The sequence below is a fragment of the Kineococcus aurantiacus genome, assembly GCF_013409345.1.
GTDB lineage: Bacteria > Actinomycetota > Actinomycetes > Actinomycetales > Kineococcaceae > Kineococcus > Kineococcus aurantiacus.
Genome location: NZ_JACCBB010000001.1, coordinates 3,288,431 through 3,314,482 on the forward strand (window position 1 = coordinate 3,288,431; position 26,052 = coordinate 3,314,482).

General features: G+C 75.3%; 26 protein-coding genes. 16 read left to right on the plus strand and 10 right to left on the minus strand.

Going from position 1 to position 26,052, the window contains the following annotated elements; genetic code table 11:
* Entirely contained in the window at nucleotides 1–1,296 is a 1,296-nt protein-coding gene (locus BJ968_RS15885; protein ID WP_179753465.1) for an extracellular solute-binding protein, read from the minus strand.
* Nucleotides 1,297–1,507: 211 nt separating this feature from the next.
* On the opposite strand from BJ968_RS15885, the gene BJ968_RS15890 reads away from it, so the two are divergent.
* Together BJ968_RS15890 and BJ968_RS15895 are read left to right on the plus strand one after the other, a co-directional pair.
* Nucleotides 1,508–2,680 carry an ROK family transcriptional regulator gene (locus tag BJ968_RS15890; RefSeq protein ID WP_343078072.1) on the plus strand — a complete coding sequence of 391 codons (1,173 nt, stop codon included), beginning with the start codon at nucleotides 1,508–1,510 and terminating at the stop codon, nucleotides 2,678–2,680.
* Between the two features lie 118 nt (nucleotides 2,681–2,798).
* Entirely contained in the window at nucleotides 2,799–3,623 is an 825-nt protein-coding gene (locus tag BJ968_RS15895; RefSeq protein ID WP_179753467.1) for a PDDEXK family nuclease, read from the plus strand.
* Between the two features lie 115 nt (nucleotides 3,624–3,738).
* On the opposite strand, the gene BJ968_RS15900 is transcribed toward BJ968_RS15895, so the two are convergent.
* Genes BJ968_RS15900 through BJ968_RS26790 form a run of 3 tightly spaced genes read right to left on the minus strand, consistent with a single transcriptional unit; the run spans nucleotide 3,739 to nucleotide 6,438 of the window.
* Nucleotides 3,739–4,680: an LLM class flavin-dependent oxidoreductase gene (locus tag BJ968_RS15900; protein WP_179753469.1), complete on the minus strand. Its 942-nt coding sequence runs from the start codon at nucleotides 4,678–4,680 to the stop codon at nucleotides 3,739–3,741.
* Nucleotides 4,681–4,684: 4 nt separating this feature from the next.
* Nucleotides 4,685–5,968, minus strand: coding sequence for an MFS transporter (locus tag BJ968_RS15905; protein WP_343078266.1), 1,284 nt, complete (start codon nucleotides 5,966–5,968; stop codon nucleotides 4,685–4,687).
* Nucleotides 5,884–6,438 carry a TetR family transcriptional regulator gene (locus BJ968_RS26790; protein ID WP_179753471.1) on the minus strand — a complete coding sequence of 185 codons (555 nt, stop codon included), beginning with the start codon at nucleotides 6,436–6,438 and terminating at the stop codon, nucleotides 5,884–5,886. The genes BJ968_RS15905 and BJ968_RS26790 overlap by 85 nt, the downstream gene beginning before the upstream one ends.
* Before the next feature lie 77 nt (nucleotides 6,439–6,515).
* Here BJ968_RS26790 and BJ968_RS26795 point away from each other — a divergent pair, with 77 nt between their 5' ends.
* Together BJ968_RS26795 and BJ968_RS15920 are read left to right on the plus strand one after the other, a co-directional pair.
* Complete coding sequence (locus BJ968_RS26795) at nucleotides 6,516–6,803, plus strand: hypothetical protein (protein ID WP_179753473.1); 288 nt, start codon at nucleotides 6,516–6,518, stop codon at nucleotides 6,801–6,803.
* Entirely contained in the window at nucleotides 6,800–7,573 is a 774-nt protein-coding gene (locus BJ968_RS15920) for an SDR family oxidoreductase (protein WP_179753475.1), read from the plus strand. The genes BJ968_RS26795 and BJ968_RS15920 overlap by 4 nt, the downstream gene beginning before the upstream one ends.
* 39 nt (nucleotides 7,574–7,612) lie before the next feature.
* Here the strand turns inward: BJ968_RS15920 and BJ968_RS15925 are convergent, their stop codons facing one another.
* On the minus strand, nucleotides 7,613–8,653 hold the full coding sequence (locus BJ968_RS15925; RefSeq protein ID WP_179753477.1) for an alcohol dehydrogenase catalytic domain-containing protein: 1,041 nt from the start codon (nucleotides 8,651–8,653) through the stop codon (nucleotides 7,613–7,615).
* A gap of 128 nt (nucleotides 8,654–8,781) precedes the next feature.
* On the opposite strand from BJ968_RS15925, the gene BJ968_RS15930 reads away from it, so the two are divergent.
* The 3 genes from BJ968_RS15930 to BJ968_RS15940 are packed head-to-tail and all read left to right on the plus strand — an operon-like array spanning nucleotide 8,782 to nucleotide 10,749.
* On the plus strand, nucleotides 8,782–9,384 hold the full coding sequence (locus tag BJ968_RS15930) for a biotin transporter BioY (protein ID WP_179753479.1): 603 nt from the start codon (nucleotides 8,782–8,784) through the stop codon (nucleotides 9,382–9,384).
* 13 nt (nucleotides 9,385–9,397) lie between these two features.
* The gene (locus BJ968_RS15935; protein WP_179753481.1) at nucleotides 9,398–10,072 is read left to right on the plus strand and encodes an ATP-binding cassette domain-containing protein; all 675 of its coding nucleotides are present in this window, start codon (nucleotides 9,398–9,400) and stop codon (nucleotides 10,070–10,072) included.
* Nucleotides 10,069–10,749 (plus strand): CbiQ family ECF transporter T component, encoded by a 681-nt coding sequence (locus tag BJ968_RS15940; protein ID WP_218885094.1) that lies wholly within the window; start codon nucleotides 10,069–10,071, stop codon nucleotides 10,747–10,749. The genes BJ968_RS15935 and BJ968_RS15940 overlap by 4 nt, the downstream gene beginning before the upstream one ends.
* A gap of 11 nt (nucleotides 10,750–10,760) precedes the next feature.
* Here the strand turns inward: BJ968_RS15940 and BJ968_RS15945 are convergent, their stop codons facing one another.
* Nucleotides 10,761–12,545 carry an EAL domain-containing protein gene (locus BJ968_RS15945; RefSeq protein ID WP_179753483.1) on the minus strand — a complete coding sequence of 595 codons (1,785 nt, stop codon included), beginning with the start codon at nucleotides 12,543–12,545 and terminating at the stop codon, nucleotides 10,761–10,763.
* 235 nt (nucleotides 12,546–12,780) lie between these two features.
* Here BJ968_RS15945 and BJ968_RS15950 point away from each other — a divergent pair, with 235 nt between their 5' ends.
* From BJ968_RS15950 to BJ968_RS15960, 3 genes are all read left to right on the plus strand, one after another.
* Nucleotides 12,781–13,521, plus strand: a complete 741-nt coding sequence (locus BJ968_RS15950) for a TIM barrel protein (protein WP_179753485.1) — start codon at nucleotides 12,781–12,783, stop codon at nucleotides 13,519–13,521.
* Nucleotides 13,518–14,618, plus strand: a complete 1,101-nt coding sequence (locus BJ968_RS15955) for a Gfo/Idh/MocA family oxidoreductase (RefSeq protein ID WP_179753487.1) — start codon at nucleotides 13,518–13,520, stop codon at nucleotides 14,616–14,618. The genes BJ968_RS15950 and BJ968_RS15955 overlap by 4 nt, the downstream gene beginning before the upstream one ends.
* Nucleotides 14,619–14,855: 237 nt before the next feature.
* A complete protein-coding gene (locus tag BJ968_RS15960) occupies nucleotides 14,856–15,827 on the plus strand; it encodes a substrate-binding domain-containing protein (RefSeq protein WP_179753489.1) in 972 nt (323 codons plus the stop codon).
* A 1-nt stretch (nucleotide 15,828) separates the two neighbouring features.
* Here the strand turns inward: BJ968_RS15960 and BJ968_RS26800 are convergent, their stop codons facing one another.
* On the minus strand, nucleotides 15,829–16,440 hold the full coding sequence (locus BJ968_RS26800) for a TetR family transcriptional regulator C-terminal domain-containing protein (RefSeq protein ID WP_179753491.1): 612 nt from the start codon (nucleotides 16,438–16,440) through the stop codon (nucleotides 15,829–15,831).
* 22 nt (nucleotides 16,441–16,462) lie between these two features.
* On the opposite strand from BJ968_RS26800, the gene BJ968_RS15970 reads away from it, so the two are divergent.
* On the plus strand, nucleotides 16,463–17,257 hold the full coding sequence (locus BJ968_RS15970) for an NAD-dependent epimerase/dehydratase family protein (protein ID WP_179753492.1): 795 nt from the start codon (nucleotides 16,463–16,465) through the stop codon (nucleotides 17,255–17,257).
* A 28-nt stretch (nucleotides 17,258–17,285) separates the two neighbouring features.
* Here BJ968_RS15970 and BJ968_RS15975 read toward each other — a convergent pair whose 3' ends face one another.
* Complete coding sequence (locus BJ968_RS15975) at nucleotides 17,286–17,915, minus strand: tRNA-specific adenosine deaminase (protein ID WP_179753493.1); 630 nt, start codon at nucleotides 17,913–17,915, stop codon at nucleotides 17,286–17,288.
* Between the two features lie 188 nt (nucleotides 17,916–18,103).
* Between BJ968_RS15975 and BJ968_RS15980 the strand changes: the two genes are divergently transcribed.
* The gene (locus BJ968_RS15980; protein ID WP_179753494.1) at nucleotides 18,104–19,477 is read left to right on the plus strand and encodes an NtaA/DmoA family FMN-dependent monooxygenase; all 1,374 of its coding nucleotides are present in this window, start codon (nucleotides 18,104–18,106) and stop codon (nucleotides 19,475–19,477) included.
* 23 nt (nucleotides 19,478–19,500) lie between these two features.
* Entirely contained in the window at nucleotides 19,501–20,559 is a 1,059-nt protein-coding gene (gene add / locus BJ968_RS15985) for an adenosine deaminase (protein WP_343078074.1), read from the plus strand.
* On the opposite strand, the gene BJ968_RS15990 is transcribed toward add, so the two are convergent.
* Nucleotides 20,498–22,192, minus strand: a complete 1,695-nt coding sequence (locus BJ968_RS15990; protein WP_179753495.1) for a PucR family transcriptional regulator ligand-binding domain-containing protein — start codon at nucleotides 22,190–22,192, stop codon at nucleotides 20,498–20,500. The genes add and BJ968_RS15990 overlap by 62 nt on opposite strands.
* Nucleotides 22,193–22,286: 94 nt before the next feature.
* Between BJ968_RS15990 and BJ968_RS15995 the strand changes: the two genes are divergently transcribed.
* From BJ968_RS15995 to BJ968_RS16005, 3 genes are all read left to right on the plus strand, one after another.
* A complete protein-coding gene (locus tag BJ968_RS15995) occupies nucleotides 22,287–22,721 on the plus strand; it encodes a deaminase (protein ID WP_179756821.1) in 435 nt (144 codons plus the stop codon).
* On the plus strand, nucleotides 22,718–24,085 hold the full coding sequence (locus BJ968_RS16000) for a cytosine permease (RefSeq protein WP_179753496.1): 1,368 nt from the start codon (nucleotides 22,718–22,720) through the stop codon (nucleotides 24,083–24,085). The genes BJ968_RS15995 and BJ968_RS16000 overlap by 4 nt, the downstream gene beginning before the upstream one ends.
* 323 nt (nucleotides 24,086–24,408) lie before the next feature.
* On the plus strand, nucleotides 24,409–24,867 hold the full coding sequence (locus BJ968_RS16005) for a hypothetical protein (protein ID WP_218885096.1): 459 nt from the start codon (nucleotides 24,409–24,411) through the stop codon (nucleotides 24,865–24,867).
* 76 nt (nucleotides 24,868–24,943) lie between these two features.
* On the opposite strand, the gene BJ968_RS16010 is transcribed toward BJ968_RS16005, so the two are convergent.
* Nucleotides 24,944–25,981 carry a LuxR C-terminal-related transcriptional regulator gene (locus BJ968_RS16010; protein ID WP_218885097.1) on the minus strand — a complete coding sequence of 346 codons (1,038 nt, stop codon included), beginning with the start codon at nucleotides 25,979–25,981 and terminating at the stop codon, nucleotides 24,944–24,946.
* Between the last annotated feature and the right edge of the window lie 71 nt (nucleotides 25,982–26,052).

The window sequence follows — 26,052 nt, forward strand, 5'->3', positions numbered from 1 at the left end:
TCAGCCCTTGTTGAGCGCGTCGGCGACGGTCTTGTCGACCTCGGCGGCGACGGTCTTCGGGTCCTCGCCGCGGGCCAGCCGGACCCAGAAGTCGCGCGGCACGTTGTTGCCGTCCAGGACGCCCCACTGCGGGGAGTTCGGGGTGAGCACGGAGTTCTCGATGATCTCCTGCGCGATCGAGCCCGTGGGGCCCGTCAGGTTCGAGGCGAACGAGGTGCGGCCGGGGATCCAGCCGCCGACCTTCGCCATGTCGGTCATGAACTCGTCGGAGTAGACGAGCTCCAGCACGGCGCGGGACAGGTCGGCGTTGTGGTTGTTCGCGGAGATGCCGATGCTGGAACCGCCGGAGAAGGTGTGGCCGATGCTGCCCGGGGTCAGGCCCGGCAGGGCCAGGACGCCGACCTTGTCGGCGTCCCACATCGCCTGGTCGATCTTGGCGGCCGCGACGTTGAGGGCGCTGTAGATGCCGAGCTTGCCGGCGTTGAACAGCTGGTGGGCGGCCTGCACGTTGTCATTGGAGTCCAGCGCGTACTTCGTCGCGTTCTCCATGAGGTCCTGCACCTGCACCAGGGCGGCCTGCGACTCCGGCGTCGACAGCGTGCCCTTCCAGGTGTCGCCGTCCTGCTCGGCGTACTGGCCGCCGTGGGTGAACAGCCAGCCCTCGTTGGTGTGCGGGTCGGCGCCGGGCATGTAGATCCCGGAGAACTCCGGGGTGCCCTCGGGGTTGGCCGCGTGCAGGGTCTTGGCCGCCGCGACGAGCTCGTCGAGGCTGGTAGGGACGGCGATGCCGGCCTGGGCGAACAGGTCCTTGCGGTAGTAGTAGACGCGCGCGCCGGCGTACAGCGGCGTGGCGTAGAGCTTGCCCTCCCACGACCCGGCGTCGATGAAGCTCTGGATGAGGTCGCTGCCGCCGAGGGTCTCCTCGGCGTCGGAGATGTCCAGCAGCGCGCCGACGGAGGAGAACAGCGCCACCTGGGTGTTGCCGAACTCCACGACGTCGGGGCTGGAGTCCTTGCTGGCCAGGCTGGTCTGCAGCTTGGAGACGATGCCGTCCCACTGCTGGACCTCGATGGTCAGGGTGCTGCCGGCGTTCTGCTCCTCGAAGGTCTGCTTCAGCCAGGTGCGGGTCTGCTCGGGGATGGAGTCCTCCATGAACCACACGCGCAGGTCCTTGCTGCCGCCTCCCCCCGAGCCGCCGCTGCCGCCGGAGGAGGTGTCGTTCCCGCACGCGGCGAGACCGCCGAGGACGGCGGCGCTCGTGGCGCCGGCGAGGAGGGAACGTCGGGTCAGGGTCATGGGAGGCAGCCTCTCGGTCCGGGGCGGGGGTGCGGTGGCACGTGCGGGTGGTGCGGGGTGCCGGGCGGTGGGGGACTCGGCGATGAGTCTTCGCACTGCCGGCGGCGCGTGACAAGTGTTAGGACGCCTGCTTAACAGGAATGTAACCCTTCCTGCCCATCTCGTGAAGGGGTGCTTGCCGGAAGTTCGTACGTGGTGGAAACTAATCCGTGTGACCAGCCCGCCCGTCGCCACCGTGCGGCCGCACCCCACCCCCTGGCGCACGTCGACCCGGGGCCTGCGGCCCAGCGCCAAGGTGCTCCCGACCCAGGCGCGGGCCCACAACCGCGCGGTCGTGCTCGGGCTCCTCTTCCACTCCGGTCCGGTCTCGCGCGCCGACCTGGCCCGCGCCACCGGGCTCACCCGCGTCACCGTCTCCGAGATCGTGGGGGAGCTGCTCGCCGACGGCCTCGTCGCCGAGCTGGGCCTGCGGCCCGAGGGGCGGGTCGGCAAGCCGGCCATGATGGTCGGGCTGCGCTCGACCGAGCACCACGTCGTCGCCGTCGACCTGCAACGCCTGCCGCTGGCCCGCGTCGCCGTGCTGGACCTCACGGGCACCGTCGTCACCGAGCGCACCGAGGACTTCTCCGGCCTGCGGGGCGAGGACGCGCTCGCGGCGCTGGAACGGCTCTGCCGCGACGCCGTCGACTCCTCCCCGCAGCGCGTCGTCGGGGTCGGGATCGGGACCCCCGGCATCGTCGACGCGGCCGGCGGCATCGTCGAGTCCGTCCGGCTCAGCTGGAAGGACCTGCCGCTGGCCGAGGCGCTGACCACCGCCCTCGGGATCGGGGTGCACGTCGCCAACGACGCCGACACCGCCGCCCTGGCGGAGTTCACCTACGGCGAGGCGTCCTCCTCGGGGTTCATGGCCGTCGTCGTCGGCCAGGGGGTCGGGGCCGGGATCGTCCTGGACGGCCACCTCGTGCGCGGGCACCGGCTGGCCGCCGGGGAGATCGGCCACCTCACCGTCGACCCCCGGGGGGAGCCGTGCGAGTGCGGCCGCCGCGGCTGCCTGGAGACGATCGTCGCCCCCGCCTACCTGGAGCGGACCCTCGCGGGCCGGACCCCGGCCCGCCGCCGCGCCGCGCTGCGCGACGCCGGCCGGCGCCTCGGGACGGTCCTGGCCCCCGTCGTGGCCGCCCTGGACCTCGAGGAGGTCCTGCTCACCGGCCCCGCCGACCTGCTCGACGGCCCGCTGCTGGAAGCCGCCGCCGAGACCGTGGAGGGGACGCTGCTGCCCACCACCGGCCCCGCCGTCCGGGTCCGGATGGGCGCCCTGCGCGAGAACGGCGTGCTCCAGGGCGCCGCCGCCCTCGTGCTGGCCGGTGAGTTCGGCTTCAGCTGACCCCTCCCCGCTCGACCCCTCCCCGGTGATCAAGCACTGCGGTGATCAAGCACTGCGGTGATCAAGCACTTGTGGACAACTCCCGGGGCTGCCCACCCGGGTCGGGCACGCTTCCGCCGTGTCCCCACCGCCCCGGACCGCTGACCTCGCGCACCGGCTCGTCGACCTCTCGCTCGACGACGCCGACCGGATCGCCGCCCTGGCCCAGGCCCTGCCCGCGGGAGCGGCGATCTCGCGCCGGACCGCCGCCGCCCTGCACGGTTTCCACGTGTTCAGCCACCGCGAGCGCCACGAGCGGCTGCCCCTGGAGTGCACCGTCCCCCGCGGTGCCGAACGCGTCCGCCGCCCGGGGGTCCTGAGCTGCACGTCCACCCTCCGCGGTGACGTCACCTCCCTCGGCGGCCTGCCCGTCACCACCGTGCAGCGCACGGTCCTCGACATCGCCCGGTACTGCGTGCCCGACGTGGCGATCGCGATGCTGGACCGTGCTCTGCGCCAGGGGCTCCGGGACCGCGACGACCTCCTCGACCGGCTCGAGGAGGTCCGGGGCGACCGCGGTGTCGGGCAGGCCCGGCACCTCCTGCGAGCCGCCGACGCGGGGTCGGAGTCCCCGGGGGAGAGCGCGTGCCGGCTCCGCCTGGTCGACGCCGGGTTCGACCGCCCGCAGACGCAGATCCGCGTCGAGCGCCCGAACGGCCGGCACTACCGGCTCGACACCGGCTGGGAGGAACGGCGCCTCGCGGTCGAGTACGACGGTTTCGAGCCGCACGCCGGCCCCGTGGCCTTCGCCCGGGACACCCGGCGGCGTGCCTGGCTCGCCGGTCAGGGGTGGACGGTCCTCGTGGCGCACTCCGGGCACGTCTTCGGGCGGGCGATGGACCTGGAACTGGCCGTCGGCGAGATCCTCGGGGTGGCGCCCCGGAACCGTCGCCGCACGTGGTGACCCCGGAAGTGCTTGACCCCGGAAGTGCTTGACCCCGGAAGTGCTTGATCACCGAAGTGCTTGATCACCGTTGGGGTCGATGACGGGGGCCGGTTCCGGAGCGGGGGCTGCCCGGTCAGGGGAGGGCGCGGGCGAGGGAGTCGATGGACCGCAGCGGGTCGCCGACGGGGAACAGCACGACCTCGTCCAGCCCGGCCGCCCGCAGCTCGGCGATCCGCGACCGCACGCGGTCGGGCGTGCCGGCCAGCGTGAGGTCGTCGACCCACGCGTCGGGCATGCGGCGGGTGAACTCGTCCGCGTCCGCGCAGGAGGCGCGCAGGGCGAGCAGTTCCTCGGCGTAGGGGGAGGTGGCGGTGTGGACGGCCGCGTCGGGCGTCCCGACCCACAGCAGCCCCGGGCGGACGGCGGCGCGGGCCGCGGCGGGGTCGTCGTCCACGACGGCGAGCTCGTACCCGGTGAGCCGGTGCCCGGGGCCGGCGCCGATCTGCTCGCGGGCGGCGCGCGCGTACTCGGGGGTCACGGGCTCGGCGAGCAGGGTGCCGTCGGCGACCCGGCCCGACAGCGCGAGCGACTTCGGCCCGCGCACCCCGGCGACCACGGCGGGCGGGACCTCGGGGGCGAACTCCAGCCGGACCCCGTCGAGGTGCACGCGGTCGCCGTCCACCGTCACGGTCTCGCCGTGCAGGAGCCGGCGCACGGCGTCGAGGTGCTCCGACAGCGACGTCAGGGGGCTCCTGCTCCAGGCGCCGACCTGCCGCATCCAGGTCGGGACCCCGTGCCCCAGGCCGAGGGTGAAGCGGCCGGGGAACTGCTCGGCCAGGGTCGAGGCCTCCATGGCGGTGAAGACGGGGTTGCGCGCGGCGGCGGGGGCGATGCCCAGCCCCACGCCGATCCGCTCGGTCACCGCGAGCGCCGCGGCGGCCTGGGCGAAACCGCCGCGGAAACCGAGGTCCTCGATGACCCAGAGGCTGGAGAAACCCAGCGCCTCGGCGCGGCGGGCGAAGGGGAGGAGGTCCGCGGCGGGCAGGTCGCGGGGGACGGTCACTCCGGTGCTCATGCGGTCACGCTGCCTCTCGGGCGGGGTGGACGGGTGGTTCGGCGACGGCCCGTGCGAAGGCGCCGGACACGGCGACCACGACGAGCACGAGCAGGATGGCGCCGCGCAGTCCCACGTGCTCGCCCACGAACCCCAGGACGGGTGGGCCGACGAGGAACGCGAGGTAGCCCATGGTGGCGACCGCGCTGACCCGTCGGGCCGCGCCGACCGGGTCGTCGCCCGCGGCGGACAGCGCGACGGGGAAACCCAGGGCGGCGCCGAGGCCCCACAGCAGGACACCGGCCACGGCGACCTCGATGCCGGGGGCGAAGGAGACCAGGGCGATGCCGACGACGGCCGCCGCGGCCGAGGCGACCACGACGGGGGTCCGGCCGTGGCGGTCGAGGAAGTGACCGCCGCCGAAGCGGCCCGCGGCCATGGCGGCGCCGAAGAACGCGTAGACCAGCGCTCCCGTCGTGGCGGTGAGGGAGAAGCCGTCGACGACGATGAGGGGCAGCCAGTCCCCGGCCGAACCCTCCGCGAGGGCCATGCCGAGCACGATGACGCCGATGGCCAGGGTGCGCGTCTCCCGCCACACCGACAGGAACCCGCCGACGGTCTCGCGCAGGGGCACGTTCGAGGCTCGCCGTTCCTCCCGGCCCGTGCCGGGCGCCAGGTTCCGCACCAGCCACCCCGTGGCCGCGGCGGTGAGGACGGCGACGGCCAGCAGGTGGGCGGGGACGGGCAGGCGGGTGGCGTTGGCGGCCAGCCCGAGCAGGGCCCCGACGCACAGGCCGCTGCTGTAGGCGCCGTGCAGGCTGGGCACGACCGTGCGCCGGACCGCGGCCTCCAGGGCGACGCCCTCGACGTTGAGCGCGATCTCGCCCGAGCCCATCCCGAACCCGAGCAGGGCCAGGCCGAGCGCGACGAGCGGGGCGTGCCCCAGTCCGGCCCCGGCGGCGACGACGACCGACCCCGCGGCGATGGCGAGCATCCCGGTGCGCACGACCGAGCGCGCACCGGCGCGGGCCACGTACGTCCCGCCGACGGCGATGCCGACGAGGGACCCGGCGGACAGCCCGGCGATGACCAGACCCATCTGCCCGGTGCTGGAGTGGGTCACGTCGCGGATCGCGGGGGTTCGCGAGACCCACGTCGCCATGGTCAGGCCGGTGCAGGCGAACGCCGTCGTCAGCGCGGCGCGCACGCGGGTGGGGGAGACGGTCACGGGAAACCTTCCAGCGGGCCGGTGAGGCGCCGGACGGCGGCCCGGACGCGGTCGAGGTCGAAACCCTCCACGGAGATCCAGCTGTGCAGGACCAGGCCTTCGAGCAGGGCGTCGATGACGGGAGTCAGGTCGGGGGGGAAGTACCGGGCCAGGGAGGCGCGGGAGCGGGACATCCACTGCTGGACGAGTTCGCGGTACCGCTCGTCCCGGACGGCGAGGGTCCACAACTCGGTCTGCAGCACCATGTCCCGCCGGTGCTCGACGCCCTCGCCGGCGATGATCCGCACGACGCCCTCGCGGGGGTCCGACCCCGGGGGGAGTTCGGCCAGGACGCGGTCGAACCGGGCGTGCATGGTGTCGGCCAGGTGCGTGAAGGCCGCCAGCAGCATGCCGTCGCGGGTGGGGAAGTGGTACGTCATCGAGCCCAGGGGGACGTCGGCGGCCGCGGAGACGGTCCGGTAGGTGGCGCCCGCGGTGCCGTGCTCGGCGATGACGTCGAGGACGGTCTCGACGATGCGGTCCCGGCGGTCGGGATCGGTGCGGCGGGCCACGGACGGAAAGCTATCAGAACGTCCGTACGACTGGAAGCCGTCGTGCGGCGCGGTGCGCCCGCGCGCAGGATGGACCGGTGACCACGGCACCGCAGGAGTTCCACCACCCCGCCCCGCACGACCACCGCGACGTCGAGGACGACGTCGCCGCCGAACGGCAGGCGCGCAGCGCCGGTGAGCCCGGGGTCCCGCACGTCCCCGAGGGCTACCCCGAGGAGTTCGACCCGGCGCAGGGCCCGCTGGAGGGCCGCGACCCCGGGCTGCTCGGCGACCTGCGCCACCCCGGCGCCCCGCACCACGACGACGCGCAGCACGACGCCCACCCCGACGCGCACCCCGACGCGCACCCCGACGCGGACCGGTGAACCCGGCCGCGCTGTTCGACGTCACCGGCCGGGTCGCGCTCGTCACCGGCTCCACCCGCGGGATCGGCCTGGCCCTGGCCACCGGCCTCGTGCGGGCCGGGGCCACCGTCGTCGTCAACGGCCGCGACCCCGTCGTGGCCGGGGAGGTGGCCGCGCGGCTGAGCGACCACGGCCCCGGTCGGGCCGTCGGCCGCGCCTTCGACGTCACCGACCCGGTGGCCGTCGAGGAGGCCGTGGCGGGCCTGGAGGCCGACGGGTTCGCCCTCGAGGTCCTGGTGAACAACACCGGGATGCAGCAGCGGGCCCCGTTCACCGAGTTCAGCGACGCCGACTGGTCCCGGATGCTGGAGGTGAACCTGTCCAGCGCGTTCTACGTGGCGCGCTCGGTGGCGCGGCGGATGCAGGACCGCGGCCGGGGCAAGATCGTCAACGTCCTGTCCGTCCAGAGCGAGGTCGTCCGCCCCGGGATCGCGCCGTACTCGGCCACCAAGGGCGGGCTGAAGATGCTCACCAAGGGCATGTGCGCCGACCTCGCCGGTTCCGGCATCCAGGTCAACGCCATCGGGCCGGGGTACTTCGCCACCGAGCTGACCGCCGCGCTGGTGGCCGACGAGGAGTTCAGCCGGTGGGTGGAGTCCCGCACGCCGGCGGGGCGGTGGGGGCAGGTCGAGGACCTGGTGGGGGCGCTGCTGTTCTTCTCCTCCGACGCCTCGGCCTTCGTCAACGGCCAGGTGCTGCACGTCGACGGCGGGATGCTGGCGGTCCTCTAGCGCTGTGCCCGACCACCGGAGCGCTCGATCACCGGGGGGTCAGGGGAGGTCGGGGTCCGGGCCCAGCTGCACGACCGTCTTGGACGACGCCGCCGAGTCCGCGGCCCGCGCGAACGCCGCGACGGCGTCCTCGACCCCGAACACGTCCGTCACCACCGCCGCCAGCGACTCGTCCGCCGCCAGCAGCGCCACCGCCGCGTCCAGCTCGGTGTCGAAGCGCTGCGTCCCGAACAGCGCCACCTCCCGGGCGACGACGTCGGAGACCGGGACCGGCAGGTCGCCGGCGGGCAGGATCCCCAGCTGCAGGACCGCCCCGCCGGGCCGCACCGCGCGGATCGCCGTCCGCAGCGAGGGCAGGACCCCCGCCGCCTCCACGGCGACGTCGAAGGCCTCCTCCGGAACGGTGCCCCCGGCCGAGAGGTCCACCAGCGCGTCGGCGCCGACCCGCCCGGCCACCGCCAGCGGCAGCGCCTGCAGGTCGGCGGCCGTGACGTGCGCGGCCCCCGCGTGCTTGAGCGCGGCCACCGCCAGCGCCCCGATCGGACCCGCCCCGCTGACCAGCGCCCGGGCCCCCGCCACCCGCGACCCCAGCCGCCCCACCCCGTGCAGCGCCACGGCCAGCGGCTCGGCCAGCACCGCCCGCCGCAGCGGCAGGCCGTCCGGCAGCGGCCGCAGCTGAGCGGCCCGCACGGCCAGCAGCTCCGTCAGGCCGCCCTGGGTGTGCGGCTGCGTCGAGGCGCTGCCCAGGTACGCCCCGCCCCGGCGCAGGTGCAGGCCGGTCGGCTCCACCGCCCCCGCCGGGGCCGACGGGGTCGCCGGGTGGACCGCCACCCGCGTCCCCACGGCCGGCGCCACCACCCCCGCCCCCAGCCGCTCGACGACCCCCACGACCTCGTGGCCCAGGGTCAGCGGCTCGGTCACGGCGTACGGGCCGTTGCGGCCGTCGCGGGCGTAGTGCAGGTCCGACCCGCAGATGCCGCCGTAGACGACCCGGACCAGCGCCCCGCCCTCGGGCACCTCCGGTGCGGGGACGTCCTCGACCCGCAGGTCGGCGGCGGCGTGGACGACGACGGCTCTCACGGTGCTCTCCTCCGGTGGGGTCCGTCCCGAAGGCTAGGGGGCAGCGCCCCCGGCGCCGCGGCGCGGTGCCCCCGACGGACGCGGCGGACGGGACCTGACCGCCGCGCCGTTCGGCTACATTCCCCGGGGTGACCCCCTCCACGCGGCAGGCGTCGAAGCCCACGGCCGGGATCCGCCGTCCCGCCGACCGTTCCCGCGACCTCGCCCTCGTCGCCGTGTTCGCCGCCCTGGTGTGCGCCCTGGCCCTGACCCCCGGCATCGCCGTGGGCGGGCTCGGCGTCCCGATCACCCTGCAGACGCTGGGGATCATGCTGTGCGGGGCGGTGCTGGGGCCCTGGCGCGGGGCCGCCGCGGCGGCGCTGTACGTCCTGGTGGGGCTGGTGGGCGTCCCGGTGTTCGCCAACGGCGGCGCCGGCGTCGGCGTCCTGGCCGGGGCGAGCGCCGGGTTCATCCTGTCCTGGCCCTTCGCGGCGTTCGTCGTCGGCTGGATCACCCGCGCCGGCGCGCGCCGCGGCCGCACCGTCCTGGGCACCGCCCTGGGCGCCCTCCTGGGCGGCATCGGCGTCGTCTACGCCGGCGGCATCCCCGGCATGGCGGTCGCCGGCCACCTGGACCTGGTCACCGCCGCCGGGTTCTGCGCGCCCTACCTGCCCGGCGACCTCGTCAAGGTCGTCCTCACCGTGCTCGTCGCCGCCCCCGTGCACCGCGCGTTCCCCCGCCTGACCCGCTGAGGACCCCCCGCGCGTGATCCGGCTCGAAGCCGTGCGGGTCGACGCCGAGGACCGCGTCGTCCTGCACCCGCTGGACCTGGAGCTGACGGACCGCTTCACCGTCCTCGTCGGCCCCAACGGCTCGGGCAAGTCCACCCTCCTGCGGCTGCTCGACGGCCTCGTCCTGCCCTCGGCCGGACGGGTCCTCGTCGACGGCCTCGACCCCGAGGAACGGCTCAAGGAGCTGCGCCGCCACGTGGGGTTCGTCTTCACCGACCCCGACGCCCAGCTCGTCATGCCCACCCCCGTCGAGGACGTCGCGCTGTCGTTGCGCCGCACCGGGGTCCGCGACCGGACGGCGCGGGCGCGCGAACTGCTCGCGGCGGCCGGGCTGGGCGCGCTGGCCGACCGCTCCGTGCGCGAGACCTCCTCCGGGCAGCGGCAGCTGCTCGCCCTGACGACCGTCCTGGCCACCGAACCGCGCGTCCTGCTGGCCGACGAGCCCACCACGCTGCTGGACCTGCGGACCGCCCGGCGGGTGGGTGACGTCCTGCGGGACCCGCCCGCCCACGTCGCTCAGGTCGTCGTCGCCACCCACGACCTCGACCTGGCCGCGCGCGCCGACCGCGCGCTGTGGGTCGAGGACGGACGCGTCCGGGCCGACGGGACCGCCGCCGAGGTCGTCGCCGCCTACCGGGCCTCGGCGTGAGGCGGGGGCCCGGTGTGCGGCGCGGGCTCGGCGCGCCGCGCGGGCTCACCGCGCCGCCGCCGCTGCTGGGCACCGCCGAACCCGGCACGTCCCGGCTGCACCGCGCCCGCCCCGGCACCAAGCTCGGCGCCCTCGCCCTGGTGGGGGCGGCCGTCGGGGCCGTCCGCGCGCTCGTGCCCGGCGTGCCCGCGGCCCTGGCCCTCGGCGCGTTCCTCGTCGTCCTCGCCGTGCTCGCCCACCGCGCCCGGCTGCGCCGCGGGCTGCTGCGCGCCCAGGTCCGCCGCACCTGGTGGGTCCTGGCGGCGCTCGCCGTCGTCCAGACGTGGGCCGAGGGTCCCTGGGTCGCGGCCACCGTCGTGGCCGGGCTGCTGAGCTGCCTGTGGTCCGCGACCCTGCTGACCGCCACCACGCCCGTCCCCGAGCTCCTGGAGGCGGTCGTCCGGGCGCTGGGCCCCCTGCGCCGGGTCGGGGTGGAGCCCGAACGGGTGGCTTTCGCGTTCACCCTCACCCTGACGAGCGTCCCCGTCGTGGGGCGGCTGCTCGCCGAGTCCCGGGAGGCCGCCGCCGCCCGGGGCCTGTCCGGGGACCCCCGCGCCCTGCTCGTGCCGACGGTGGTGCGGACCGTCGCGCACGCCGAGCAGCTCGGCGAGGCGCTGGCCGCCCGCGGCCTGGACTGAACCGGCCGCCCTCACCCGCCCCAGCGCAGCTGGACCGTCTCGGCGGGTGCGGGGGCCCCGCAGTGGAAACCCTGCAGGTAGCGGCACCCGGCGGACAGCACGGCCCGGGCCTGGTCGGCGGTCTCGACGCCCTCGGCGACGACGTCCAGGCCCAGGCCGCCGGCGACGGTCACGACGGCGTCGACCAGGGCGCGCCGGCGCGGGTCGCCGCCGACGCCGGCGACGAGCGAGCGGTCGATCTTGGCCCGGGTGACGGGCAGCTCGACCAGCCGCGACAGGGAGGAGTACCCGGTCCCGAAGTCGTCGACGGACAGCGGGTGGCCCCGCAGGTGGTGGGCGTGCAGTGCGGCCACGACGCGCGCGTCGGCGAAGTCGCCCTCCAGCAGTTCGAGCCCCACGTCGGCCGGCTCGATCCCGTGCTCCTGCACGGCGGTGCCGAGCGCGCCGGCGAAACCGGGGTCGGCCAGCTCGCGGGCGCTGACGTTGACCCAGACGGTGCGGGGGGCCGCCGCGCCGTGCACCCGCCGCCACCGGGCCACCTGCGCGCAGGCCTGGTCCACGACCCAGCGGCCCATGCCGACGACCAGCCCGGTGCGGCCGGCCAGGTCGATGAACTCCGCGGCGGGCAGCAGCCCGCGCGTCGGGTGCTGCCAGCGCAGCAGGGCCTCCACGGTCTCGACGGCGCCGGTGCCGTCGGTGATGGGCTGGTAGTGCAGGCGCAGCCGCCCGTCGGGCAGGGCGCGCGCCAGCTGGTGCTCGAGCTGGTGGGCGACGGCGGCCCGGGCCGCGCGGGAGGGGCCGGGGGAGTGGTGCTTGTCGGCGTACATCACCCGGTCGGCCTCGGCGAGCAGCTCGTCGGCGGTGGAGGTGCCGGTGCTGTGCGCGACGCCGATGCTGGCCGAGACGACGAGGTCGACGTCGTCGACGCGCAGGGGCTGGGACAGCGCCCGGCGCAACCGCCCCAGGAGGGCGCCGATCTCGGGCAGGTCCTCGCAGACGAGGACGAACTCGTCGCCCGCCAGGCGCGCCAGCGTGTCGGTGTCGCGCAGCTGCGCGCTCAGCCGCGCGGCCACGGTGGTCAGGACCTGGTCCCCGGCGGCGTGGCCGAACGTGTCGTTGATGGCCTTGAAGCGGTCGAGGTCGATGAACAGGACCGCGACGGACCGGCCGTGGCGCCGGGCGGAGCTCAGGGCGTGCTCCAGGCGGTCGAACAGCAGCACCCGGTTGGCCAGCCCGGTGAGCGCGTCGTGGGTGCTGGCGTGCTGCAGCTCGCGCTGGGCCCGCCGGGCACGGTCCCGGTCGGCGGCGATGACGAGGTAGGAGGCGGCCAGGTGCGCCACGACCCGCACCCACTGCAGCTCCGACTCCTGCCAGGTGCCGGGCCGGCGGCGGTAGACGTCCAGGACGCCCTGCACCCGCCCGCGGTCGACGAGCGGGACCGCCACGACGGACCGGTACCCCAGGACCAGCGCCCGCTCGACGTACTCGGGCCAGGCGGTCTGCACCGGGTCGCTCAGGTCGTCGACGACGACCTCCACCTCGAAGACGGCGGCGTCGTGGCAGGGCCCGGTCCCGGTGGCCGCCTGCACCAGCTCGGGCTGGTCGACGTCGGCGCCGGTGACGTGGACGAGCCGCAGCCCGTCGTCGCCGGCGAGGACGACGCCGGCGCCGTCGACGCCGTCGAGGTGCTCGGCGACGACCTCGACGAGCCGGCGCAGGAGGTCCTCGGGGGTCGCGTCCCCGGCGGCGGACCCGGCGAGCGCGGCCACGGCGGCCAGCAGCGAGGAGTCGCTCACGGCGTCGTCCGGTGGTCCACGCGCACCTCGCTCGAGGGGGCCTGGGCGCCCGGGTTGGACGCGGTGGTCCCGTGGGGACTGGGGTCACCATACGCGGGACGGGCGGTCGCCGACGGTGCCCGTGAATACCTTCCAGTGGAAGGTTCGGGTGTAGGCTCGTCCGCGGTCGACCGCCCACCGCGCCCGCGCGGTGGCGCGCCGGCCGACGTCCGTCCCGGAACGAAGGAGTCTCGTGGTGTCCCGGAAACCCTCCGTCCAGCTGTACTCGGTGCGCGACGCCGTGCAGCAGGACCTGTCCGCCGCGGTGGCCCGCCTGGCCGAGATCGGCCTGACCCAGGTGGAGCCGTACGCGTTCCACACCCGCACCGCCGAGTACAAGGCCGCGTTCGCCGCCGCGGGGGTCAGCGCCCCCTCCGGTCACGCCGCCGTCATCGACGCGGAGAACCCGCGGCAGGTCTTCGAGGCCGCCAACGACCTCGGCATCACCACGGTCATCGACCCGTTCGTCCCCGCCGAGCGCTGGCGGACCGCCGACGACGTCGCCCGGATCGCCGACCGCGTCAACGAGCTCAGCGCCCTGGCGCACGAGTACGTCCTCGAGTTCGGGTACCACAACCACCACTGGGAGCTGGAGAACACCGTCGACGGCCGCCCCGTCCTGGAGCTGTTCGCCGAGAAGCTCGCCCCGGGGGTCGTCCTGGAGGTCGACACGTTCTGGGCCAGCGTCGGCGGCGCCGACACCCCCGCGCTGCTGAGGACCCTCGGGGACCGGGTGAAGCTCATCCACGTTAAGGACGGTGCGCGCAGCACCGACACCTCCCAGCAGCAGCCCGCCGGGCAGGGCGAGATCGACGTCCCCGGCATCCTGGCCGCCGCCCCGCAGGCGCTGCGGGTCATCGAGTTCGACGCGTACTCCGGCGACGTCTTCGACGGCATCGCCTCCTCCCTCCAGTGGCTGCAGGAGAACGACGAGTGACGCGCGTGGGCATCGGCCTCATCGGGGCCGGGAACATCTCGACCCAGTACCTGGAGAACCTCACCAAGTTCCCCGACGTCGAGGTCCGCTTCGTCGCCGACATCGCCCTGGACCGCGCGAAGGCGCAGGCCGAGGCGTTCGGCGTGCCGGCCTCGGGGTCGGTCGAGGACCTCCTGGCCCGCGACGACGTCGAGATCGTCGTCAACCTCACGATCCCCGCCGCGCACGCCGAGGTCGGCCGTCAGGTCCTGGCCGCCGGCAAGCACGTGTGGAGCGAGAAGCCCCTCGCGCTGGACGCCGAGTCGGCCCTGGCGCTGCTGGCCGACGCCGACCGGCTCGGCCTGCGCGTCGCGTGCGCCCCCGACACCGTCCTGGGCGCCGGGATCCAGACCGCGCTGCGCGCCATCGCCCGCGGCGACATCGGGCAGCCGCTGTCGGCGACGACGATGTTCCACGTCCCCGGTCCGGAGGCGTGGCACCCGAACCCGGACTTCCTGTTCGCCCACGGCGCCGGCCCGCTGTTCGACATGGGGCCGTACTACGTGACGACCCTCGTCCACGCGTTCGGCTCGGCCCGCCGCGTGCAGGCGGTCTCCTCCAAGTCCGTCGAGCGCCGCACCATCGCCTCGGGTCCGCGGGCGGGGGAGACCTTCCCGGTCGAGGTGCCCACGCACCACGCCGCGCTCATCGAGTTCGACGGCGGGCAGTCGGCGCAGTCGACGTTCTCGTTCCAGCACGCCCTGCCGCGGAACGGCTTCGTCGAGATCAACGGGACCGAGGGCACGATCGTCCTGCCGGACCCGAACACCTTCGACGGCGACTCGACGCTGTGGCGCTACGGCCAGGCCGAGCCGACGACGGTCCCGGCCGTCGGGTCGACCTTCGGGCGCGGTTCCGGCGTGCTGGACCTGGCCCGCGCGATCCGCACGGGCGGCACCGAGCGCGCCTCGGGGGCCGTGGCCGCGCACGTCCTGGACGTGCTGCTGGCCGTCCGGGACGCCGCCGCGCAGGGGGCGGGCGTGGACGTGACCTCGACGGTCGACCCCGTCGCGCCGCTGCCCGAGGACTGGGACCCCTCGGCGGCCACCCTCGGCTGACCCGCACGGACCGACCCCCTCGTCGCGCACCCTGCGACGAGGGGGTTGTCACGTGGGGACCCGACGCGCGACGCTCCCGGTGCCACCCCCGAGCGGAGAGGTTCTCCCCCGGTCACCCCCGGCGTGCGCGGGTCCCGCTCCCGCTGCGTCGGCACCGAGGGCAGCTCCGAGCAGCTCGCCACGGTCGGCCCCTGGCGGTGGGGGGTCCCCCGCGGTGGGAGCGTCTACAGTCCTGCCGTGACCGTCACGCGGGCCGACGTCGCCCGGTACGCCGGGGTGAGCCCCGCCGTCGTCAGCTACGTCGTCAACGACGGCCCGCGCCCGGTGGCCGCGGCGACCGCGGCGAAGGTCCGAGAAGCCATCGAGGTCCTCGGCTACCGGCCCAACACCACGGCGCAGGCGTTGCGGCGCGGGTCGTCCCGGCTGATCGGCCACGTCGTGCCGGACCTGTCCAACCCGCTGTGGGCGCAGTTCGCGCTGGCCGTCGACGACGTCGCCGCCCAGCGCGGGTACGACGTCCTGCTCGCCAGCACCGACGGCGGAGCCGAGGCCGAGCACCGGCGCATCGACACCCTCGCCGCCCGCGGGGTGGACGCCCTCATCCTCACCAGCGTCCTGGCCCGGCCCGACCTCGTGGACCACACCCGGCCCGGCGTCCCGCTCGTCCTGCTCAACACCTTCTTCGAGGTGCCGGGCCTGCCGAGCCTGGGGGTCGACGCGTTCGGCGGGGCCCGCACCGGCACCGCCCACCTGCTGGCCCACGGCCACGGCCCGGTGGGGCTCGTGATCGGCGGCGAGGCCGGGGAACTGCGGGAACAGGGCTGGCGGGCCGCGGCCCGGGACGCCGGGGTGGCCGCCGGGCCGATCGCGCGGGGGGAGTTCTCCCGGCACGGCGGTCTCGAGGCGGGGTCGCGGCTGCTCGGCGGACCGGACCGCCCGCGGTCGGTGTTCGTCTCCTCGGACCTGCAGGCCGTGGGGGTCCTGCGGGCCGCGGCCGAACTGGGCCTGCGGGTCCCGCAGGACCTCGCCGTCGTCAGCTTCGACGGGACCGTCGAGACCGAGTTCACGAACCCGCAGCTGACGACGGTGCGCCAGCCGGTGGCGGCCATGGCCCGGGCCGCCGTGGCGCGGGTGCTGGACCCCGGCACGGGCGAGGAACGGCAGGTGCTGCCGGCCGAACTCGTCGTCCGCGCCTCCTGCGGCTGCTGACCTAGCCGCCGCCCTCCCCGTCACCGCTGGGCAGCAACCGCTCCAGCAGTTCCAGCGAGCGCCGCACGTCGACGGCGCCCGGTTCCAGCAGCCACTGCACCTGCAGGCCGTCGGAGGCGGCGATGACCAGCGACGCGGCGTCGGCGGCGTCGACGTCGGCGGCGATGCGGCCGGCCCGCTGCCCCTCGGCGATCTTCGCGGCGAGCTCGTCGCGCACCCGGGCGAAACGTTCCCGGATGAACTCCCGCGTCAGCGGGTGCCGGTCCTGCAGGGCGTCGGAGGTCAGGGTCGAGTACAGCTGCACCAGACCGGGCACGACGCGGTTGCGGTCGGCGGAGCGGGCCATCCCCTCCACCGCGCCCCGGTCCGGCGGCACCTCCCCGTCCTGCGTGCGCTGCTCGTGCTCGCGGTACACCTCCACGAGCAGTTCGTCGCGCGAGCTGAAGTAGTGCCGCAGGGCCGCGTGGGAAACACCGATGCTGTCGCCCACCGAACGCAGCGACGCGCCGTCGACCCCGCGTTCGGCGAACAGGCCGATGGCGTGGTCGAGGATCTGCTGGCGGCGCTCGACCCCCTTGCGGTAGGAGCGGCGCTGCTCGGTTCCCTCTGGCACCCGGTCATGCTATGACCTCAGGGTGACCCCGCTCCCGCACCTGCTCGTCACCGGTTCCGCAGGCGGACTCGGCCGTGAACTCGTCCCCCGGCTGCTGGCCGCGGGGTACCGCGTGCGGTCGATGGACCTCGCCCACCCCGACGGCCTCGACGGCGACCTCGTCACGGGCTCCGTCACCGACACCGCCGTCGTGGAGCGGGCCCTGGAGGGCGTCGACGCCGTCGTCCACCTGGCCGGGCAGAGCCGCGAGGCCCCCTGGGAGCAGGTCCTGGACGCCAACGTGCACGGCACCTGGACGCTGCTCGACGCGTGCGCCCGGCTCGGGGTGCGCAAGGTCGTGCTCGCCTCCAGCAACCACGCCGTCGGGATGGTGGCGCGCCGGGAGGGGGTCGTCGTCCCGGCCGACGAGCCGTTCCGCCCCGACACCTACTACGGGTGGAGCAAGACGGCGGGGGAGTCCCTGGGGCGGTTGTTCGTCGAGCGCGCCGGCCTCGACGTCGTGGCCGTGCGCATCGGCTCCTGCTTCGAGCGACCGCAGAACGTCCGGGCGCTGGCCACGTGGATGTCGTACGAGGACTGCGTGCGGCTCGTCGCGGCGGCCGTGGACCCCGCGGTGACGGGCTGGCGCAGCGTGTGGGGGATCTCCCGGAACACCCGCCGCTGGTGGTCGCTGGCCGAGGGCGAGGCCATCGGTTACGACCCGCGGGACGACTCCGAGGAGTTCGCCGAGCAGGTCCTGGCCGCGGCCGACCCCGACGAGGTGGTCGACCTCGTCGGGGGCGGGTTCACGGCGACCCCGCTGGGTCAGCCGAACTGAGGCCCGCGGACCGGCCGGCCCCGGCGGGTCAGCTGCCCGCCGGGACGGCCGGACCCCGCGCGGCCCCCGTCCCGCGGGCGTTGTAGACGACCGCCGAGGTCGCCGCCACGTGCTCGGCGTAGTCGCGGAAGACCGCCAGGGCCTCCTCGCGCAGCACGTCCTGCACGACCCCGATCCCGCGGGCCTCGAACTGCTCGGCCCAGTCCTCGCGCACCGGGCCCTCGTCGAAACCGGTGATCTCCTCCAGCTCCGGCCCCTGCCCCGCGACGACCAGCGTCCGCACCCCCGACCACAGGGTCGCCCCGTAGCACTGCGCGCACGGCCGCCAGTTCACGACGAGCTCGCGCCGCGGCGCCCCGGGGGCGCCCAGGTCCCAGTCGCCGACGCCGGCCTGGGCCAGCCCCAGCGCCACGACCTCGGCGTGCCCGGAGGAGATGCGGCTCGACAGGACGACGTTGACGCCGACGCTGACGAGCGCCCCGGTGTCGGACTCCACGACGACCGCGGCGAAGGGCCCGCCGCCGCCCTCGCGGAAGTTGCGCGCCGCGAGGCGGTGCACCAGGCGCATCCGGTCCTCGCGGGTGGGCAGGACGGTGGGGACGCCGGTCAGCTCGTCGTCGATCCAGCCGGGCAGTCTGAGGGTGAACTCGCGTTCCACGGTGTGGCCTCCGCGTCGGTGGTCGCGCGGTCGGCGCGTGGGGACCGCCCGATCGTCCCCCCACCCTGTTTCGGCCTCGTTACGGCTGCGAAACGATCCGTCGCGCCCGGTCCCCGCGGGTCCGGGCCCCGGCCGGGCCTGCCCTACGCTCCACGGACCGCAACCGGTCGTCGACGTGAGGTGCACTCGTGGGCAAGGAACTGATCCTGGGCGCGTTCGAGGAGTTCACCCCGAACTTCATCGCGAACACCTGGCACCACCCGCGGGGCGACACGAGCGGTTTCGCCACGCTGGGTTTCTGGCAGGACCTCGCGCGCCGGCTCGACGAGGCCGGGTTCGACTTCCTCTTCCTCGCCGAGGCCATCGGTTACCCCATGGACGACGCCGGTGACGTCCCCGAGGCCGTCATCCGGGAGGCCGTCCAGTTCCCGGTGCACGACCCGCTGGCCCTCGTCGCCGGGCTGGTGTCGGCCGCACCGCGCATCGGTTTCGTCGCGACCGCCTCCACGACGGCCCAGCAGCCGCTGCTGAACGCCCGCACCTTCACCACCCTGGACCACCTCACCGACGGCCGCGTCGGGTGGAACATCGTCACCAGCGACAACCAGCAGGCCCTCGTGCGCCTCCTGGGCCGCCGCGACGTGACGCCCCACGACGAGCGGTACCGGCGCGCCGCGGAGTTCGTCGACCTGAACCTGCGGCTGTGGCAGGAGGCGTGGGAGGACGGGGCCGTCCGGGCCGACAAGGCCGCGCGCGTCTTCGCCGACCCCGCCAAGGTCCACCGCATCACCCACGAGGGGGAGTACTTCAGCTTCGACGGCTACTTCCCGGCCACCCCGTCCCCGCAGCGGACGCCGACGCTGTTCCAGGCCGGGACCTCCGCCGCCGGGACCGCGTTCGCCGCGCGGTACGCCGAGTGCGTCTTCACCCAGGACCGCGAACCGGCCCGGCTGGCCGCCACCGTCGCCCGGCTGCGCGCGCGGGCCGCCGAGGCCGGCCGGCCGGCGGACTCGATCAAGGTGGTCAACGGCGCCAGCTTCGTCATCGCCCCCACCCGCGAGGAGGCCGCGCGGCGGCGCGCCGAGCTCGACGCCACCCCCACGCGGGAGGCGACGGCCGCGCTGTTCCTCGGCTGGTCGGGGGTGGACCTGACCGCCCTGGACCCCCGGGCCGGCCTCGACGACGTCTCGACCGAGGTGGGGCACACCATGCTCTCCCTGTGGCGCAACGCCGACGGGACGAGCCCCACCGTGGGGGAGGTCCTCGACTCCCTGCCCTCCACGTTCGGCGGGGTGCGCTTCACCGGCACCGCGGAGTCGGTCGCCGACGACGTGCAGGCGCTCGTCGAGCAGACCGACGTCGACGGTTTCCTCGTCGAGAACTGGTACGGCGGCTACGAGGGGTACCGGGAGTTCGTCGAGGACCTCGCACCCGTCCTGCGCGCCCGGGGGCTGCTGCCGGCCCGGCCCCGCAGCGGCACCCTGCGGCAGATGCTCACCGGCGAGGACTCCCTGCCCGGCTGGCACCCCGGCGCCGCGCGCCCCGTCGTCCCGGTGCCCTGAGCGCCCCGGCCCGGGAGGACACCGTGGACCAGCCCCTCGACGACGCCACCGAGGCCGTGCTGCTGGCGCTGCCGAAGGTCTCGCTGCACAACCACCTCATCGGCGCCGTGCCGGCGCGCACCGTGCTCGACCTCGCCCGCAAGCACGGCGTCGTCGTCGAGGGCGGCCGGACCGAGCGCACGCTGTACGACCACAGCTCCTACGAGGACCTCGACGAGTTCCTGCGCGTGCTGGACGTCGCCGGGTCGGTGGTGCGCGACGTCGAGGACTTCCACCGCGTCACCTACGAGACCCTCACCGCGGGCGGTGCGGCCCTCGGCGTGCTGCACCGGGAGATCTTCCTCAGCCCGCCCGGTCACCCCGGGGTGCCGTACCGCACGATCCTGGACGGGGTGCTGGCCGGGGCCCGCGACGCCGAGACCGACACCGGGATCACCAGCCGCCTGGTGGTGGGGCTGAACCGCAACGACACCCCGTCGGCCGCCCGCGAACTCGTCGAGCAGGTCGTCGAGCACCGGGTGGAGGAGGTCGTGGGGATCGGGCTGGACTACTCCGAGCTCATCGGCCCACCGGCGCGGTTCGTCGAGGCGTTCCGGCTCGCCGGGCGGGCGGGGCTGCACCGCACGGCCCACTCCGAGAGCGGCCCGCCGCACCACGTCGAGGTGATCCTCGACGTGCTCGGCGGCGAGCGCGTCGACCACGGCTACCACGTCGTCGACGACGAGCGGATCACCGCCCGGTGCGTCGCCGAGCGGGTGCCGTTCACCTGCACCCCCGTCTCCAGCGACATCGGCCGGTACTCCGGCAGCGGTGACGGTTCCCACCGGCGCATCGCGCAGATGGTCGACGCGGGGCTGCTCGTCACGATCGACTCCGACGACCCGCCGATGTTCGGCACCGACGCGGTGAACGACTTCCGCGCGCTCGTGCGAGCCCTCGGCTACGGCACCGAGCAGCTCGCCCGGTTCACCCGCAACGCCGTCGAGGCCGCCTGGCTCGACGACACCGAGCGCGCCGACCTCACGCGCCGGGTGGCCGACCGGCTGGCGAGCCTGCCGGCCGGTCCGCCCGCGACCCGCTGAGACCCGCGGGCGCCGCGGCGGCCGACCGGGCCGCGGCCGCCGCCACGAGCAGCGCGGCGTGGGCGTCGGGGTCGTCGAGGGGGTGGCCCAGGAGCTCCTCGGCGCGGCGCAGCCGCTGGTAGGTGGTCTGCCGCCCGATGCGCAGCGCGGCGGCCGTGCGACCGGGGGAGCAGCCCAGCCGCAGGTGCGTCTCCACCGTACGGACCAGGTCGCTGCCGTGCCGTTCGTCCCAGCGCTGCAACGGGTCCAGGACCGCGGCGGTCAGGTCGTGCACGGCCGGGCCGGCGTCGCGCAGCAGCAGGTCCAGGACCCACACCCGGCTCGTGGTCACCGGCGTCGCGGTCCCCGGCGCGGTCGTCCCCGGCACCGGCGCCGGGGTGGTCCCGGCCACGGCCAGGGTCGCCCGGGCCCGCCCCAGGGACCACCGCCAGCCCACCGCGGGGCGCCCGGTGCGCACCGGTTCGCCCACCGCGACGCGCAGCGGGGGACGCCCGGCGCGCTGCCACGCCCGCTCCACGGCGGCGGCCACCACCCGCACCGGGTCGCCGTCGTCGGCCAGGGCGAACAACCCGAGCACCTCGGCCCCGACGCGGCCGCGCAGCAGCACCCCGCCGGTGCTGCGGGCCGCGGAGTCCAGCACCGCCGAAGCGGCCCGGCTCTCGGGGGCCTCGACGGCCACGGCGACCACGACGTCCCCGCCGCCGGGGTGGAAACCGGCGGCGCCGGCGCGCACGAGGACGTCGGTGTCGGCCGGTGGGGAGCCGTCGGCGAGCTCGGCCAGCAGCCCCTCGGCGAGCTGGTCGGAGCGGCTGGGGGCGCGCTGGGCGCGCATCACCTCCACCGCCAGGGCGGGCACGAGCCGGCGCAGGGCCGTCACCAGGTCCTCCTCGTCGACGACCCCGCCCACCCCCGGGTCCTCGTCCGCCGGCGGGGCGCCGACGGCCACCACGCCCCACTCCCGCCCGCGGACCACGACCGGCGCGCGGTGGCCGCCACCCTCCACGACGCGCCAGGCCTCGCGGTCGGTGGCCGTCCCGGCGGCCGCGACGAGGGCACCGGCGGCCGAGACGAGCACGAGCGGTCGGTGCACCAGGTCGCCCACCGCCGACAGCAGCCCCGACAGCCCGCGCTCCTCGACCTGGGCGCCCTCGACGGCCGCGGTGACCCGTTCGGCGAACCGCAGCCGCAGCGTCGCGTCGCCGATGATGACCGTGTTCAGCGTCTCGGAGATGCGCGTGAAGGGCACCACCTCCCGCAGCGCCACCAGCGGGAAACCCCGGCGGGCGGCCTCGTCGGCCATCTCCGGCGGCACCTGCGGCAGCGACCGGCCCACCTCCACGGCCAGGGCGGCGACCCCCCGGTCGGCCAGGTCGCGCACGTAGTGCCGGCGCGCGCCCGCGTCGACCGTCGCCACCCCCAGGCCCGTCGTCAGCAGCAGCTCCCCACCGCGCAGCAGCGGCCCGATCTCGTAGATCTCGCTGGAGTGCACCCACCGGACCGGTGCCCCCAGACCCTCCCCGCCGCTGAGCAGCTCCGGCTGGGCGTCGACGACCACGGGGTGGTGCAGGGCGTCGCGCACGCTCAGGACCATGCCCGCACCGTACGCGGTGTCCGTGATCGTCGGTGCGGTCACGTGCACCATGCACCTGGGCGGCGGACGGTCGCCACGGTGCACTGGGCCCGTGACCACCTCCCTCGCGCTCCCCCCGGACCTCGACGTCGGCGTGCTGCTCGACGTGGCCCTCGACCAGGCCCGCACGGGGGCCGCCGAGGGCGGCGTCCCCATCGGCGCCGCGCTGTTCACCCTCGACGGCGCGCTCCTCGGCGCCGGCCGCAACCGCCGCGTGCAGCACGACGACCCCTCCGTGCACGGCGAGACCGACGCGTTCCGCGCCGCCGGCCGCCGGCCCTCCTACCGGGACACCGTCATGGTGACCACGCTGTCGCCGTGCTGGTACTGCAGCGGCCTGGTGCGGCAGTTCGGCATCGGGCACCTCCTGGTGGGGGAGAGCCGGACGTTCACTGGCGGCCACGACTGGCTCGCCGACCACGGCGTGTCGGTGACCGTCCTGGACGACGAGCGGTGCCGGGACCTCATGGCCGGTTTCATCGAGCGGCGCCCCGACGTGTGGTTCGAGGACATCGGGCAGGAGGTCCCGTGACCGCTCAGCCCACCACCGCCGCCCCGGCCACCCGGGTGCGCCCCGAGACCGTCGAGAAGCGCAGCACCGAGACCATCCCCCTCGCCGAGCGCCGGGGCCGTCCCGCGCACCTGGCCTGGACGTGGAGCTCGCCGAACCTGGAGTTCGCGACGGTCTTCGTGGGCGTCCTGGCCACGCAGGCCTTCGGCCTGACGTTCACCCAGGCCGCCGCCGCCCTGCTGCTGGGCAACGGCCTGGCCGCGCTCAGCCACGCGGTGCTGTCCGCCCGCGGCCCCGCGACCGGTGTCCCGCAGATGGTGCTGGGACGCGTCGCGTTCGGCCACCGCGGGAACCTCCTGCCCTCGGCCCTCATGGCGGTCATGGCCGGGTTCGGCTGGTTCGCCGTCAACAGCGTCAGCGCAGCGTTCGCCCTGTCCGCCCTGACCACGCTGCCCGCGCTGGTCTGCCTGGTGGCCGTCGTGCTGGTCCAGATCGCCGTCGCCGCGCTCGGCCACGACCTCGTGCACCTGTTCGAGCGGTACGCGGCGGTCGCGCTGGCCGTCGTCTTCGCGGTCGTCGCGGTGCTGACGTTCGCCAAGGCCGACTACTCCGTGGTCCCGGCCACGCCCGGGGGGACCGGGGGTTTCCTCCTCGCCGTCGCGACGGCCTGGGGCTACACGGCCGGCTGGAACCCGTACGCCACCGACTACACCCGTTACCTGCGGCCGGGGACCGGTCCCGCCGCGGGCCGGGCGGCGGGTCTGGGCCTGTTCGCCTCGACGTCGGTGCTCATGCTCGCCGGGGCCGCCTCGGCCCTCATCCCCGGCGCGGTCAGCGACAACCCCACCGAGGCGTTCACCTCGCACCTGCCCGGGCCGCTGGCGGACGTGACGCTGCTGGCCATCGCCCTCGGCGCGGTGTGCGCGAACATCCTCAACGTCTACTCCGGCTCGATGTCGTTCCTGGCCATGGGTTTCACGTCCCTGACCCGCCGGCGCGCGGTCGTCCCGGTCGCCTTCGGGGTCGTCGGGTTCCTGCTCGCCTGGGCCGGGTTGTCCGACGCGGGCCACGCCTACGAGCAGTTCCTGCTCGTCATCGCCTACTGGATCGCCCCGTGGCTCGGGGTGGTCCTCGTCGACCAGTTCGCCCGCCGCGGGCAGGACCTGCAGCCCCTGCTGCACGACCGGGGTTTCCGCAACCCCTCCGGCCTCGTCGCGATGCTCGCCGGGCTCGTCGTCTCGGTCGTGCTGTTCGCCAACCAGGAGGCCTACGTCGGCCCGGTCGCGGCCGCGGTGCCGGGGATCGGCGACCTCACGGCGCTGGTCGGTTTCCTCCTCGCCGCGGGCCTCTACGCGGTGCTGCCCCGGCGCGGCGCCCGACCCTGAGACGGGACCGGCGCGTCAGCGGAGCCCGGCGCAGCTGGCACCCACCGGGTGACCCCGTCGAGCGCGCCGCGGCCGGGTGGGAGGTGCGGGTCACCCGGCCCGGCCTCAGGCCCACGTCGTGCCGGCCGGGTCGTCTCAGCTCGCCCGACCTCCGCTCGCGACGTCCCCTGCGCCGCCGAGTCGGTCGCACGGCTAGCACACCCGGCGCCGGCCCGTGGGTCGATGGTGTGCGGTACGCAGTTGTGCGTAACCGGAACCCCGCGCCACCGCGGCGAGTGTTCACTGAGCGTCATCAGTCCACGCTCACTGACCGGAGGTCGATGATGATCCGCAAGATGCTCACCCGGGCGACAGTCACCGCGGCGGCCGCCGCCCTGTTGGTCACCGGCGCGGGCGTGGGGGCCGCGCAGGCCCACACGGCCTCTGAAGCCATCCAAGCCGGTTGCGGCAGCGGGTACTCGGTCGTCAGGGACGGCACCCGCAACCTGGTGACGACCCGCGGGGAGATCTGGGGTCAGGTGTACCTAACGTACAACTCCTCGACGGGCTACAGCTGCGTGGTGACCCGCAAGACCGCCTTCCACGGGACCTCCACCAAGACCCTCGCCCGCCTGTCGGTGCAGGGTTCGACGGTGCGCGAGGACTGGGCCTACTACTCCCACTGGGCCGCGGTGAAGAGCTACGCCAGGGGCCGCTGCGTGGCGTACTGGGGCGACGTGCGCAACCCCACCGGGACGGACAACGCCGGTGGTGGCCGGTGGACCTGGGGGAACTGCGGCTGAGTTCGCACCGGCGTCCCGCGACGCCCGTCCCCGCGGGGACGGGCGTCGTCGCCGTCTGTGGTGGGCGGTCGGGACCTCAACCACCGACGTGAGTGGTCCCTTCTAGCTGGCCGCAGCCGCCGACGACCGGCAGCAGACCCAGACCACGTCCCCGGGAGACGGCCGCCAGCCGGTCGGTGACGGACAGGGTGCGGTACAGGTGCTGGAGGTGCTTGTGCACGGTGCGTTCGCTGATGCCGAGGTACCGGCCGATGGCGGCGGCGGTCAGGCCGTTGGACAGGTGGCACAGGATGGCGTACTGGCGGTTGGTCAGAGCTGCCGCCACGGCCGCGGCCGCTCGTGGTTCGTCCACCACGACGGCGCTGGCACCGGGCAGCGCCGGACGCCAGCGCAGACGCAGGGCTCCGTGCCGGGTGGGCAGGCCTGCGACGGGGTTGGCTGAGGTGAGCACCGTGCGGCTCAGGGCGACCACGGTCGTCGCGGGCACCCGGTGCTTCTCCAGCAGGGCGGCGGCTTCGTCGTTGAGGTAGGTGACGTGCTCGCCGTGGGCCAGCAGCAGGCCGGCGCCGGAGGCGACGGAGTGCTCGAGGTCGAGGACCAGGTGGTGGCGGCGCCTGTCGGCGGCGGCGCGACGCAGGAAACCCTCGAAGGCCCGCAGGACGTCGAGGTCGTCGTCGGTGAAGGGGCGGCTGCGGTTGACGCCCCAGCCGTGCACCTCGCCGTCCGCGGTGAGGTCCCCCGTCAGCAGCGCGTGCGGCACGCGGTTGGGTTCGAGCAGTTCTCGACGCATCGGGTTGTCCGCCCAGGCCGCCGGTCCGCACAGGTCCTCCACCCGGCTGGCCGACAGGTGGCGGTGCTCGGCGAGGTGGACCACGGCGGGATTGGTGCGGAAGAGCTCGCGCACGTCGGCGTGCTGCACGGGTCTCAGCAGTTCGGGGATCTCGGTGACCCGGGGGACGTCACCGGGTCGGACTTCGACCTCACCCGCCACGTCGCCGGGGACGAGGCGGAGCAGCGTGCTCAAGCCGTGCAGCACCTGGGTGGTGGGTTCGGCGATCTCCAGGAGCTCCATGCCAGAGCTGTGCACCAGCCGCCAGCGCTTGGCTCTGAGCACGTCCCCGTCTTACCACCCTCAACCACCGCGTGCACTGCGGGGACTGCGGAGCGTCACCCGAGCAGAAGCGC

Coding starts and splice junctions, on each gene's coding strand:
- BJ968_RS15885 (WP_179753465.1), bottom strand. CDS start 1,296: ATGACCCTGACCCGACGTTCCCTCCTCGCCGGCGCCACGAGCGCCGCC.
- BJ968_RS16005 (WP_218885096.1), top strand. CDS start 24,409: ATGATCCGCAAGATGCTCACCCGGGCGACAGTCACCGCGGCGGCCGCC.
- BJ968_RS15900 (WP_179753469.1), bottom strand. CDS start 4,680: ATGAGCACCGGAGTGACCGTCCCCCGCGACCTGCCCGCCGCGGACCTC.